Here is a 14,694-nt window from a genome sequence, read left to right as displayed (position 1 = left end):
TTATACCAATTATTTGAATTAATAGGTCGAGTTCAACCTCGGCCTTTACAAACACATCTAAACTCAATAGCTTTTTAAAGTTAGAAGAATAATGACGAATACGATTTTACAAGAAAATATAGATAAAAAAGTTACTCTAGATAAAGTAATTATAAAAGGGGAAAGCTTTTTTAAGATTTCTAATAATGATGAAATGCGCCCATTTTTTATGAGTATTGTAAGCGCTTCTAATCATTGGATGTTTATTTCTAGTAATGGCGCATTAACAGCAGGAAGAATAAACTCTGAATTTGCATTATTCCCATATTACACGGATGATAAAATTACAGAAAGTGCAGATATTACAGGAAGTAAATCTATTTTTAAAGTAGAAAAGAATGGGCAAATTTACATTTGGGAACCATTTTCCGAACGCTATGAAGGTTTGTATAAAACTACTCGTAATTTATATAAAAACACATATGGTAATAAAATTCTATTTGAAGAAATTAATCATGATTTAGAAGTTACTTTTCGTTATCAATGGAACTCTAGTAATCGTTATGGTTTTGTTCGTAAAAGTCAATTATTAAATACAGGTGTAGATTCTATAACTATTGAAGTTTTAGACGGCATTCAAAACATTTTACCATATGGTGTTGGTAGCGATTTACAAAATGCTAGTAGTAATTTAGTAGACGCTTATAAACGGAGTGAGCTTGAAGAAAAATCTGGTTTAGGAATTTTTGCATTAAGTGCTATTATTGTTGATAAAGCCGAGCCAAGCGAAGCCCTAAAAGCAAACGTTGTTTGGTCTTTAGGTTTAAACAATCCAAAGTACTTGTTATCTTCTCTTCAACTTAAAAAATTTAGAAGAAAACAAACAGTAAATCAAGAGATAGATGTTAAAGCAGAAAAAGGAGCTTATTTTGTAAATACTTCTTTTGAATTAGCTTCAGAATCTGAAGAGAATTGGATGTTTATAGCTAATGTAAATCAAGATCATTCAGATGTTGTTTTACTTTCAGAAAGTATTTATAGTCAAGAGAATTTAGAAGATAAAATTAATCAAGATATTGCTCTTGGTACCCAAAGGTTAATTAGTTTGAATGCATCTTCAGATGCTATACAATTAACAGCAGATAACGCTAGAGATACACGTCATTTTTTCAATACATTATTTAACATAATGCGGGGCGGAATTTTTGATAATAATTATACTATAGAAAAATGGGACTTTAAAAATTACATAGCAAAAGCTAACAAAAAAGTAGCACGTAATAATGAACAAGTTTTAAAGAACCTTACAGAGGAATTTCCATTAGCTAAACTTAAAGAAATAGCATCAAATACAGATGATAAAAACTTCCGTCGCTTGTGTTTAGAGTATATGCCGTTAAAATTTAGTCGTCGTCATGGAGACCCAAGCCGTCCTTGGAACAAATTCTCAATTAATACACGTAATGAAGATGGTTCTAAAATATTAGATTATGAGGGTAATTGGCGAGATATTTTCCAAAATTGGGAAGCTTTAGCGCTATCATATCCCGAGTTTATAGAAAGTATGATTCATAAGTTTTTGAATGCAACTACCTTTGATGGTTATAATCCATATAGAGTTACAAAAGGTGGGTTTGATTGGGAAATTAGTGAACCAGAAGATCCATGGAGTTATATTGGTTACTGGGGTGATCATCAGATAATTTATTTGCTGAAATTTTTAGAATGTTTAGAAAATCATCAACCTAAAAAATTAGAAAGTTTTTTTTATGAAGATTTGTTTGTTTATGCCAATGTTCCTTATCGAATAAAGTCTTACGAGGATATTCTTGATAACCCGAAAGATACTATTGAGTTTGATGAAGACTTAGATCATAAAATACGTAGAGAAAGAATTGAATTAGGTGCTGATGGTGCTTTATTACGTGATGAAAATAGATTTATTGTTAAAGTAAATTTTGTAGAAAAAATATTAGCGACTGTATTATCAAAACTATCCAATTTTATTCCCGAATGTGGTATTTGGATGAATACACAAAGACCAGAATGGAATGATGCTAATAATGCTTTGGTTGGTAATGGCGTTTCTATGGTTACTTTATATTATTTAAGACGATTTTTGAATTTCTTTAAAGAAGTTTTTAATAATACAGAATTAGAGTCGGTAGATGTTTCTACAGAATTGGTAGTGTTTTATAGGGAAGTTTTAAAAACTTTTGAAAACCATAAAAATTTACTTTCAGATAAGTTTAATGATTCAAAAAGAAAAGAAGTTTTAGACGGTTTAGCTAAACCGGCTAGTGCATATAGAGATAATATATATAACAACTCTTTTTCAGGAAGAAAAGAAACAATAACACTTCAATCTTTAAGAGATTTTATAAGTCTTAGTTTAGAATATTTAGAGCACTCGATAAAAGCGAATAAGAGAACAGATAATTTATATCACGCTTATAATTTAATGACTGTTGAGAACGATAGTGAAATTTCTATGTCGTATTTAGAAGAAATGTTAGAAGGTCAAGTAGCGTCTTTAAGCTCTGGTTATTTAACTTCTATAGAGACGTTGGCAGTTTTAGATGCTATGAAAAATAGTAAGCTTTTCCGTTCAGATCAATATAGTTATTTATTATACCCATATAAGGATTTAAAAGGATTTATTGAACGAAACAAAATTCCAAAGGAATCAATAAATAAATCTATTGTGCTACAAGAGTTACTTGGAAATAATAATGTTCAAGTTATTGAAAAAGATACCCGTGGTGATTATCATTTCAACGGAAATTTTAAAAATGCAAATGATCTAAGCCAGGCACTAAATAGCCTTTCTATACAAGTAAGTAATAATGAAAGAGAGTTAATTCTTCAAATTTTTGAAGAAGTTTTTAATCACAAAGCATTTACTGGTCGATCAGGTACTTTTTATGGTTACGAAGGGTTAGGTTCAATTTATTGGCATATGGTTTCAAAACTACAATTAGCAGTTCAAGAGTGTTGCTTAAAAGCAGTTAAAGGAAGAGAAAATCCAGAAATTGTAGGGCGTTTATTGGAACATTACTATGAGATTAATGAAGGTATTGGCGTGCACAAATCACCAACATTGTATGGTGCATTTCCAACAGATCCATATTCACATACGCCAGCAGGAAAAGGAGCGCAACAACCAGGAATGACTGGGCAAGTTAAAGAAGATATTTTATCGCGTATTGGAGAGCTTGGAGTTTTTGTTGAAAAAGGAGAGATTATATTTAATCCATGTTTGTTGCGAGGAGATGAATTTCTCCGCACTTCACGACAGTATAATTATGTTGATGTTAATCAAAGCTTTAAATCTATAGAATTGGAAACAAGTTCTTTAGCCTTTACCTATTGTCAAGTGCCAATTATTTATCAAATGAGTGGAGTAGAAGGACTTATAGTTGTCCATACAAATGGTAATACTACAAAATATAATGATACACGCTTAAATAGTAATATAAGCAAAGAAATTTTTAAAAGGTCAGGCTCTATTGAGATGATTATAGTAAATATTGATAAAGCAACATTGAAATAAACGAATAACTATGGCAATGAAAATAAACATAATAATAATTGTATTTGCCACAATGTTCATGATGTCTTGTAATGAAAATACTAAAGTGAAAGAACAAAAAAAGACTATAAAACAAATGACGGCTAAAGATATTTTAGGTAACCCTAATTATTTGGCAATATCGTATGGCGGCTATCGTGAAAAATCTAGAGATAGTCAACCTACTATAGAAGAGTTAAAAGATGATATGAAATTGTTGTCTGCAATGGGTATAAAGATTTTGAGAACCTATAACGTTCAATTAGCACTTCCACATGCAGCAAATATTTTAAAGGCTATTGATGAACTAAAAAAAGAGAATTCAAATTTCGAAATGTATGTGATGTTGGGAGCTTGGATAGATTGTTTGAATGCTTGGACTGGTTTACCTGTAAATCATAATGTTGAAAGTTCTAACAATGCAGCAGAAATTGATAGAGCAGTAGCATTAGCAAACAAATATCCAGATATAGTAAAAATTATAGCTGTTGGTAATGAAGCTATGGTTAAATGGGCAGAAAGTTACTATGTACAGCCTGATGTAATTTTAAAATGGGTAAATCATTTACAGGATTTAAAAGAGAAAAATAAACTCCCAAAGGAGCTTTGGATAACAAGTTCTGATGATTTCGCCTCATGGGGTGGTGGAGAAGATCGTTACCATGTAGAAGCTTTAGAAAAGTTAATAAAAGCTGTTGATTATGTGTCTATGCATACTTATCCTTACCATAATACACATTATAATCCAGAGTTTTGGGGAGTACCAGAGAATGAAGAATCGCTATCTGATAAAGAAAAAATAGATATAGCTATGAAGCGTGCTATAGAGTTTTCTAAAAAGCAATATGATAGTGTTAGCAATTATATGAAAGCGATAGGAGTAGAAAAAGATATCCATATAGGAGAGACAGGATGGGCAACAGTTTCGAAAGGATTTTATGGGGCTAATGGATCTAAAGCTACAGATGAATACAAACAAGGTTTATATTATAAACTCATGAGAGAATGGACTAATAAGAATAAAATATCATGTTTTTATTTTGAAGCGTTTAATGAGCAATGGAAAGATGCAGAGCATCCTAATGGTTCAGAAAATCATTTTGGTCTTTTTACAATAGACGGTAAAGCAAAATACCCAATTTGGAGTTTAGTAGATGAAGGTGTTTTTAAAGGGTTAACTAGAAATGGAAACCCAATAACAAAAACGTATGAAGGAGATGAAAAAAAGTTACTAGAAGAAGTTTTAATTCCACCTACATTAAAAGAAGTTATGATCTATAGATAGAAATATCAAATAAACTAATTCAATATGAAAATAGTAAAGTATTTAATTTATCCCATTTTAGTATTGCTTATGATGAGTTGTAAAGAAAATCAAAGTCAACTGGACGTAGAGGTTTATGAAACATCTGTTAATGGTAATAAATTAGCTTTGATAAATCATTTTGATACAGTTGATAATCCTTCTAAAATTGTTTTAAATGATAGTAAGAAATATCAATTAATTACTGGATTTGGAGGCGCTTTTACAGAATCTTCAGCATATTTATTAAACAAATTAGGCAAAGAAAATCGTAAAAAAATATTAGAGGCCTATTTTAGTCGAGAAGGCGCTAATTATTCCTTAACAAGAACACATATGAATTCTTGTGACTTCTCTTTAAGTCAATATTCATATACGCCAAAACCAGATAAAGAACTCAAAGATTTTTCTGTAAAAGAAGATATGAAGGATTTAATTCCTATGATAAAAGAGGCATTGACTATATCTCAAGATGGTTTTAAAATATTTGCTTCGCCTTGGACAGCACCACCTTGGATGAAAAATAATAAAGAATGGGTAGGTGGAAAATTATTGCCAGAATATTACGATACATGGGCATTATTCTTTTCAAAATATATAGACGCTTATAAAACTGAAGGAATAGATATCTGGGGATTTACAGTAGAAAATGAACCTCATGGTAATGGTAATAATTGGGAAAGTATGCACTTTACACCTAAGGAAATGACAGATTTTGTACAAAACCATTTAGGGCCAAAATTAGAAGCAGATGGAAAAGGAGACAAAATAATACTTGGTTATGACCAAAATAGAGCAGGCTTAAAAGAATGGGTAGATGTTATGTACGCAACAGAAGAATCATCAAAATATTATGACGGTACTGCTATTCATTGGTACGAAAGTACTTATGACTTTTTTCCAGAGGATTTACAATATGCGCATAAAAAAGCTCCAAATAAATACTTAATAGAAACTGAAGGATGTGTAGATTCTGAAGTGCCTAAATGGCAAGATGATTCTTGGTACTGGAAAAAAGAAGCTACAGATTGGGGATGGGACTGGGCAAAAGAAGAAGATAAATATTTACATCCCAAATATGCACCAGTAAATAGATATGCAAGAGATATTATAGGTTGTCTTAATAATTGGGTAGATGGTTGGGTAGATTGGAATATGGTATTAGATAGACAAGGAGGTCCAAATTGGTTTAAAAATTGGTGTGTAGCTCCAATTATAATTGACGAAAAAACGGATGAAGTTTATTTTACACCAATCTATTACGTCATGGTTCATTTTAGTAAGTATATAAGACCTGGAGCAAGTATTATTCATGTTGATAATACAGATAAAGATATAATGGTTACTGCAGCAAAAAATCCAGATGGATCTATAGCAGTTGTACTTTTTAATGAAGGAAATAAATCTAAAGTATTTAACTTAATCTTAAAGGATAAAAAAAGAAGTATTAAAATAAATGCACAAGCTATTCAAACGATAATAATTTCAACCAACTAAAACTAAAACTATGTCAACAACTACAAAAAAAGTTCCATTTGGTCAAAAAATCGCTTTTGGAATAGGCATGTTTGCGAATCAAATGTTTCCAGCTATTATGGGAATATTTATGGTAGTACTGGTAGAAGATTTAAAATTTACTGGATTAATGTGGGGAATGATTTATTTATTTCCAAGATTATTTGATGCTATAACAGATCCTTTGATGGGGTTTATTTCAGATAATACTAAATCTAAATGGGGCAGACGCAGGCAGTATGTATTAATAGGAGGTATTGTTATGGGGATTTCCTATGTTTTTATGTGGCAATTATTTAAAGAAAATACTGTACAATATAACTTTTGGTATTTCTTTTTTTGGTCGGTTATTTTCTATTTAGGACTTACATTTTTTAGTGTGCCTTATGTGGCTATGGGATATGAAATGAGTGATGATTTTCATGAGCGTACTAATATAATGGCAGTAGCACAATGGATAGGGCAATGGGCTTGGGTTATTGCACCATTATTTTGGATTATAATGTACGATCCGGAATGGTTCCCATCTGCAGATGTAGCAGCAAGAGAACTCGCTATATGGGTTGCTATACCATGCGCAATATGTGCAATTGTCCCTGCTTTATTTATAAAAAGTGAATCTACACTTGATAAAGACTATGAGATATTAAGTTTTGCAAATATTGGGGGAAGTCTTAAAAAAATATTAACAAGCTTTAAAGAGGCTTTTAAAATCAAAGAATTTAGAAAATTATGTGGCGCTACGTTCTTTATATATAACGCTTTTATGGCTGTCTCATCTCTTACATTTTTTGTAATTGTATACAAACTTTTTAATGGAGATGCAGGCGCTTCTGGTATTTGGGTTTCTTTATTTGGAGCTTTAGGTGCATTGGGTACAACTTTTATTGTAATTCCTATTGTAATTAGGCTTTCAAAAAAATTCGGTAAGAAAAAAGCATTTATGATTTGTCAAAGCATCTCGATTTTCGGTTACATTATGCTGTATTTTTTATTCATTCCAGGAAAACCTTGGATGTATATTTTTGCCTTACCATTCTTTTCATTTGGTATAGGTAGTTTATTTACCATAATGATGTCTATGACTGCAGATGTAATAGATATAGACGAATTAAATACAGGTAAGCGAAGAGAAGGTATTTTTGGAGCTATATATTGGTGGATGGTTAAGGTAGGTTTTGCTATAGCTGGTGCACTAAGTGGTGTAATTATATGGTTAGTTGGTTTTAATTCAGATCTACCAACTCTAGACCAGCAAGGTGCAGTTGATGGTTTACATGCATTCTTTTGTTTTTTTCCAACACTAGGCACTATTGCTGCCATGTATATTATGCGTGATTATGAGGTGTCTGAAGAAAGAGCAAGCGAAATACGTGCAGCACTAGACAAGCGTAAAAAGACATCAAAAAGCAAAACATCCTATTATCAAATCGATAAATTATCATCTTTAGACTCATTCAATTATACTACTGGTTTAAAAACTGATCTTGATTTTTCTTCAAAAACAGGTCAAGAAATAAGAGATATTTTTTCTGCTACTTTAAATAACGAGTTACATGGTATTTGTTTTAGTCCATATGAAGAAGGCCAAAATATTGGAGATCAATTAACTCAAGAACAAATAAAAAGACGTATGGCAGTTATTACTCCATATACTAAATGGGTGCGTTCTTTTTCTTGTACTGATGGGAATGAATATATTCCAAAAGTAGCACGCGCAAAAGGCTTAAAAACTATGGTTGGTGCATGGATTGGAGAGGATAAAGATAAAAATGAAGAGGAAATAAATGCTTTAATAACACTGGCAAAAAATGGGTATGTAGATATTGCTGTAGTAGGAAACGAAGTTTTAATGCGTGATGAGCAAACAGAACAGGATATTATAAATTATATAAATCGTGTAAAGCAAGCACTACCAAATATTAAAGTAAGTTATGTAGATGCTTATTATCAATTTGTAGAACGACCAAAATTAGTTGATGCATGTGATGTTATTTTGGCAAACTGCTATCCTTTCTGGGAAGGAAGTGATATAGAAAAATCTTCAACTTACTTAAATCAAATGTATGCTGTAACACAACAAATCTCTAAAGGCAAACAGGTTATAATTACAGAAACAGGATGGCCAAATAAGGGAAGTAGTATAGAAAAAGCAAAACCTTCTCATGAGAATGCAATGAAATACTTTATAAATTCAGTTAACTGGTCTAATCATAATAATATTCCAATGTTTTATTTCTCTTCTTTTGATGAATCATGGAAAGTACATCATGAAGGAGATGTTGGGGCAAGATGGGGTTTATGGGATAAAGATGAAAAATTAAAATATCATTAAAAGATGTCATACAGAGAAGAATCGTATTATAAGCATAAAGGTTATAAGCAAACTATAACAAAAGGTATAGATACTTCTAAACTTTCATTAGAAGAATTAAAAAGTCTTTGGCATAAGATTATAGATAATGGTTTTCATGGTATATGCTTTAGTATGTATGAAGACGGTCAAGAACCAGGAGAAGACATTAGTTTTGCACAAGTAGAACGTAGAGTAAAAATTTTAAAACCACATATTAAAGCTATTCGTTCTTTTTCATGTATTGAAGGTAACGAGCATGTTCCAGTTGCAGCAAAAAAACATGGTATAAAAACAGTTGTTGGTGCTTGGTTGAGTAATAATAAAAAGGATAATGAAAAAGAAATTGAAAGTTTAATAGCTCTAGCTAAAGCAGGTAATGTAGATGTAGCAGCTGTAGGAAATGAAGTTTTATATCGTAACGACTTATCATTAACAGAATTGTTAGGTTATATAAAACGCGTAAAACAAGCCTTGTCAGGTTTAAATATTCCTGTAGGTTATGTAGATGCTTATTATGAATTTTCACGTCACCCAGAATTAGTTGAAAATACAGATATAATATTAGCAAATTTATATCCTTATTGGGAAGGTTGCCCAATAGATTATGCTTTAGGCCATATGCAGGCAATGTATGGACAAGTTGTAGATGCAGCTCAAGGTAAACCAATTATTATTACAGAAACTGGTTGGCCAAGTCAAGGAGGAAACCATAAAGAAGCGTTTACTGGAGAAGTTCCTGCTATGAAATATTTTATAGATACTATAAATTGGACTGAGGAAAATAATATACCAATTTTTTATTTTTCATCATTTGACGAATCATGGAAAACAGGTGATGAAGGTGATGTTGGAGCATATTGGGGGCTTTGGAATAAAAATGAAAAACTCAAATTTTAGAATACTTACCATAATCTAATTAATAACTGCTAAAAAAACTCTTTGTTATTCTTCAAAAGTTAGGTGTTTGAGTTTGTCCGACTATCATGGATATTTGGATACTATTTTAGTAATTACAAAAAAATAAAAACTAGATTTTAAAGAAATATATAATACTGTTTGTTTAGATAATAATCTATACGAATGGATAAAATATATTCTAAAAAGAATTCCATAAAACCTATTGAAATGATATAATTAACTGGGTAATGAATTGCTGTGATAAATAATTGAGTAAGAAGAATATTAAAGCCTTTTAAAGGTAATAAAACTTTAATTGCTAGTAATTTAGATACTTATTTTAATAAGGATTGAAAAATAAGTTATCCTATTTTTTATTTCTAATCTTAGTAAGATAGAGTAAACCTAAAAAAGACTACAACATTACCTATACATCATAAATTTCACAGTTTTTTTAAGTTAGTTGTTTTTTAGAATGACTCTGTGTTTATGGCTGTTTACAAAGGTTAGAGTATAATTTTGAGTTGTATGTTTTTTGTAGCGGTATGTTTTGCATATGTGTTAGAGTTTAAGGGATATATTTATCAATAATGAAATCATTCTATTTAATTTTTGTTGATTAATTAGATATAAACAAATTATTATGAAGAAAATTACTTTACTGCTTACCCTTTTAACTTTCTCATTTGGGTTTTCGCAAACACCAACAACCAATGCAGCAGCTCCAACAAATGATGCAGCCGATGTTATTTCCATTTACGGTAGTACTTATTCCAATGGAGTAACAAACTACGATCCTAACTGGGGGCAATCAGGACATATGCAAGTTAATTCTGCATACGATCCAGGAACAGGTGCTTTAATATTAGCGTATCCTAATTTTAATTATCAAGGCACAGAACTGGCGGCAGTAGATGCTTCAGGTATGGAATATTTACATGTAGATATTTGGACAGCAGCAGATCCTATGGCTACAGATATACAAGTAAGTCCAATAAATAACGGTACAGGAACAGTAGAAACATTGGTGTCTATTGCTTACACATCAGGGACTTGGACAAGTGTAGACATACCAATTGGAGATTTTACAGGAATGACGTGGGATAGTGTTTTCCAAATGAAATTTGCTGCAAATGGAGCAGGAAGTACAGTTCCAGTCGATATTTATTTAGATAATGTTTATTTCTGGAAAACACCAACAGCACCTGGAACAGATGCTACTTTAAGTGATTTACAAGTAGAAATGACAACAGTTACAGGCTTTTCTTCAGCTACAGAAAACTATGCAATTGAGCTTCCTATAGGTACAACAGCTATTCCACAAATTACATTAGCGACTACTACAGACGCTTTAGCAACAGTAACAACTATAACTCAAGCAGCTGCACTTCCAGGAGATGCTACGGTTTTAGTCACAGCACAAGATGGCATAACAACTAAAACATACACCGTATCATTTTCTGTAGCAACAGTTACAGCACCAACAACCAATGCAGCAGCTCCAACAAATGATGCAGCCGATGTTATTTCCATTTACGGTAGTACTTATTCCAATGGAGTAACAAACTACGATCCTAACTGGGGACAATCAGGACATATGCAAGTTAATTCTGCATACGATCCAGGAACAGGAGCTTTAATACTAGCGTATCCTAATTTTAATTATCAAGGCACAGAACTGGCGGCAGTAGATGCTTCTGGTATGGAATATTTACATGTAGATATTTGGACAGCAGCAGATCCTATGGCTACAGATATACAAGTAAGTCCAATAAATAATGGTACAGGAGCAGTAGAAGCATTGGTGTCTATTGCTTACACATCAGGGACTTGGACAAGTGTAGACTTACCAATTGGAGATTTTACAGGAATGACGTGGGATAGTATTTTCCAAATGAAATTTGCTGCAAATGGAGCAGGAAGTACAGTTCCAGTCGATATTTATTTAGATAATGTTTATTTCTGGAAAACACCAACAGCACCAGGAACAGATGCTACTTTAAGTGATTTACAAGTAGAAATGACAACAGTTACAGGCTTTTCTTCAGCTACAGAAAACTATGCAATTGAGCTTCCTATAGGTACAACAGCTATTCCACAAATTACATTAGCGACTACTACAGACGCTTTAGCAACAGTAACAACTATAACTCAAGCAGCTGCACTTCCAGGTGATGCTACGGTTTTAGTCACAGCACAAGATGGTATAACAACTAAAACATATACTGTATCATTTTCTGTAGCAACAGTTACAGCACCAACAACTAATGCAGCAGCTCCAACAAATGATGCAGCCGATGTTATTTCTATTTACGGTAGTACTTATTCCAATGGCGTTACAAATTACGATCCTAACTGGGGACAATCAGGACATATGCAAGTTAATTCTGCATACGATCCAGGAACAGGAGCTTTAATACTAGCGTATCCTAATTTTAATTACCAAGGCACAGAACTGGCGGCAGTAGATGCTTCTGGTATGGAATATTTACATGTAGATATTTGGACAGCAGCAGATCCTATGGCTACAGATATACAAGTAAGTCCAATAAATAACGGTACAGGAACAGTAGAAACATTGGTGTCTATTGCTTACGCATCGGGGACTTGGACAAGTGTAGACTTACCAATTGGAGATTTTACAGGAATGACATGGGATAGTATTTTCCAAATGAAATTTGCTGCAAATGGAGCAGGAAGTACAGTTCCGGTGGATATTTATTTAGATAATGTTTATTTCTGGAAATCTTCGACTTTGGGAACAGAAGAATTTTCTGTAGATACATTTAATGTATTTCCAAATCCTACAGGAAGTAATTGGACAATTAAATCGAATAACACCATAATTAATACTATTGAAATTTTTGATACTTTAGGTAAGAAAGTATTATCAATTAAACCTAATGTAGATAAGGTAGATGTTGATGCTTCAAACTTAAATTCAGGATTGTATTTTGCTAGAATCGCTACTAACAAAGGTATAAATACAATTAAATTAGTTAAAGAATAATCTTTAATCTAAATTAACCTATGAAGCCACATTGTATTTTACTTTGTGGCTTTTATTTTATTAATTTCCAATCGTATTTATCGAAAACAGGATGTTTACAATCTAATTTTGTTGTAAAATTAAAAGTCTAATTTTTATATAAAGTAATTGCTTTTATATGTTATAAGGCTAGATTTTATAGTTGTCTTTAATTGTTATTTATTTGAATAGAATCTTCTGTTTTAATAACATAATTCTTTGTGTTATTTTCAATTGTTTTTTGAAGATGGCTAAGATTTGTTTCTTCTTGTGTTTCCATAGAATTTTCCATTAAAGCCATTATGGATTTTGAAATTATTCCATTTCCTTTAGCTTTAGTACTAGTTCTAACTTTTGTTTTTCCATCGATAGATACCATACTAAGTATATAATCCATATCCATAAAATCTGAAGTAAATGACATAGATACAGACTCGTTTGGTACAATACCTGTAATCGTTTCACGAATAACCATTTCCTGTCCATCTGTTATAAAATAGACATCAGATACAGCACCAATGGTATTAGGAGTGCCACTCACATGTTCAAATTTTTGGAATCCAACCAGCCAATCAGACATTTTTTCTACATCTTGACTTACAGCCCAAGATTCAGCTAATGGTTTATCTACCATTATTTCGCAATTATAAGATAGTTCAGGTTTAATTATGCCTAAAAGAAAAAAAACGATAACTAAGATGGCTACAATTCCTAATATGTACTTTAAATATTTCATGATTTTTATATTGTTAGATTACAATTAGTAAGATAATTAATTTAATTCAATAATCTGTAGTATAGTTAGTTGTGTGGTTGGGTTACTAGTTTTAGTAAATACAAATCGAATAGGAAACCTCCTTTTTCTGTGTCTTTTTTTCGTTATTTTTTCAAGTCTAAATTATAGTTTGAACAACCAAATATGAGTAATACTAAGATTAGTATTACTCTCATTTTTTTGTGTTTTTATTTTACAACATTTCTACAATTTGAATGTTATTTCCACAAGTATCATTGAAAATAGCAAATTTCACTGTTCCCATCTTAGTTGGTTTTACACTAAATTCTACACCTTTTTTTAGAAGTCTATCATATTCGCTATCAACATTATCAACGTCAAATTGTGTATATGGAATTCCAGCTTCCATTAATGCTTCTTGAAAAACTTTAGAAGGTTCAAAATGTATAGGTGCTGGCTCTAGTAAAAGTTCAGGACCATCTTGTGCTTCTTTAGAAATTACAGTCAACCATCTATTACCACCTTCTAATGGCGTGTCTCGTTTTTTAATAAATCCTAATTTTTCGGTATAAAACTTTAACGCCTTTTCCTGATCTTGAACAGGAATACTAATTAGTGTTACTCTCATCTTTATGTTATTTAGTTATAATTTCAAAGTTGAGAATTTTCAACTTAATTGACTTCTTGAAAGTTGCTCTTTTTGAAATTTGGTAGGAGATTTTCCTGTTTTGGTTTTAAATAAAGTACTGAAAGAGCCCAAACTTTCAAACCCAACAGAAAAACAGGTTTGAGTAACTGTCATTCCCTCCTTGAGGAGCTCTTTAGATTTTTCAATTCGTTTGTCCATTAAGTATTGTCTTGGTGTTAGTCCATAATACTTCTTAAAAAGTCTGAGTAAATGATACTTGGATGTAAAGTGTATAAGAGATAAAAAATCCAAATTAATTTCTGTTTCAAAGTTGTTATCGATATAATTTCGTGTTGCTATCACAGTCTCTATCTGCTTATTATTTGAATAACAAATATTTCTTATTCGCTTTATTTCAGTTTCGTAGAATGTCATTTTTACTGATTTCGCATTATCGACAACGTTTTGTATAACGTCTATTTGTTCAACCTAAAAATAAACATTTTTTTTATATGCTATTAGTAATCATTTTTATTACTAGTTTTTGACCTTTAATGATGTTTGATAATTGCGTCCTGTTACATATTAAACTCTTTTATATCTTTTTTTCGTAGAAAGCTGAGGTTTTATAAATTAGGTGTACACTACCAATTATTCAAAGATGAGTGGCCTATATTTTGT

Annotated in this window: 9 protein-coding genes; 6 read left to right on the top strand and 3 right to left on the bottom strand. The window is 31.4% G+C overall.

The window, feature by feature from the left end; genetic code table 11:
- Positions 1-91: 91 nt before the first annotated feature.
- The 6 genes from Q0997_RS08140 (at position 92) to Q0997_RS08115 (ending at position 12,631) form a co-directional block, all read left to right on the top strand.
- Positions 92-3,532 (top strand): hypothetical protein, encoded by a 3,441-nt coding sequence (locus Q0997_RS08140; protein WP_299887202.1) that lies wholly within the window; start codon positions 92-94, stop codon positions 3,530-3,532.
- Positions 3,533-3,548: 16 nt separating this feature from the next.
- Entirely contained in the window at positions 3,549-4,835 is a 1,287-nt protein-coding gene (locus Q0997_RS08135) for a glycosyl hydrolase family 17 protein (protein ID WP_299887199.1), read from the top strand.
- A 24-nt stretch (positions 4,836-4,859) separates the two neighbouring features.
- Complete coding sequence (locus tag Q0997_RS08130; RefSeq protein ID WP_299887197.1) at positions 4,860-6,350, top strand: glycoside hydrolase family 30 protein; 1,491 nt, start codon at positions 4,860-4,862, stop codon at positions 6,348-6,350.
- A 10-nt stretch (positions 6,351-6,360) separates the two neighbouring features.
- Positions 6,361-8,703, top strand: coding sequence for an MFS transporter (locus tag Q0997_RS08125; protein ID WP_299887195.1), 2,343 nt, complete (start codon positions 6,361-6,363; stop codon positions 8,701-8,703).
- Between the two features lie 3 nt (positions 8,704-8,706).
- Positions 8,707-9,621 (top strand): glycosyl hydrolase family 17 protein, encoded by a 915-nt coding sequence (locus tag Q0997_RS08120; protein WP_299887192.1) that lies wholly within the window; start codon positions 8,707-8,709, stop codon positions 9,619-9,621.
- Between the two features lie 643 nt (positions 9,622-10,264).
- Positions 10,265-12,631 carry a T9SS type A sorting domain-containing protein gene (locus Q0997_RS08115; protein ID WP_299887190.1) on the top strand — a complete coding sequence of 789 codons (2,367 nt, stop codon included), beginning with the start codon at positions 10,265-10,267 and terminating at the stop codon, positions 12,629-12,631.
- 187 nt (positions 12,632-12,818) lie between these two features.
- Here Q0997_RS08115 and Q0997_RS08110 read toward each other — a convergent pair whose 3' ends face one another.
- The 3 genes from Q0997_RS08110 to Q0997_RS08100 all read right to left on the bottom strand — a co-directional run bounded on the left by Q0997_RS08110 (position 12,819) and on the right by Q0997_RS08100 (position 14,448).
- Entirely contained in the window at positions 12,819-13,385 is a 567-nt protein-coding gene (locus Q0997_RS08110) for an SRPBCC family protein (RefSeq protein WP_299887187.1), read from the bottom strand.
- A gap of 232 nt (positions 13,386-13,617) precedes the next feature.
- Positions 13,618-14,013 (bottom strand): VOC family protein, encoded by a 396-nt coding sequence (locus Q0997_RS08105; RefSeq protein WP_299887184.1) that lies wholly within the window; start codon positions 14,011-14,013, stop codon positions 13,618-13,620.
- 39 nt (positions 14,014-14,052) lie between these two features.
- Positions 14,053-14,448: an AraC family transcriptional regulator gene (locus Q0997_RS08100; protein ID WP_299887181.1), complete on the bottom strand. Its 396-nt coding sequence runs from the start codon at positions 14,446-14,448 to the stop codon at positions 14,053-14,055.
- Positions 14,449-14,694 lie beyond the last annotated feature (246 nt).

It is taken from the genome of uncultured Lacinutrix sp., from assembly GCF_947500325.1.
Classification (GTDB): domain Bacteria; phylum Bacteroidota; class Bacteroidia; order Flavobacteriales; family Flavobacteriaceae; genus Lacinutrix.
The sequence above is the reverse complement of the archived record's forward strand: the minus strand, read 5'-3'. Positions and strand labels throughout refer to the sequence as shown.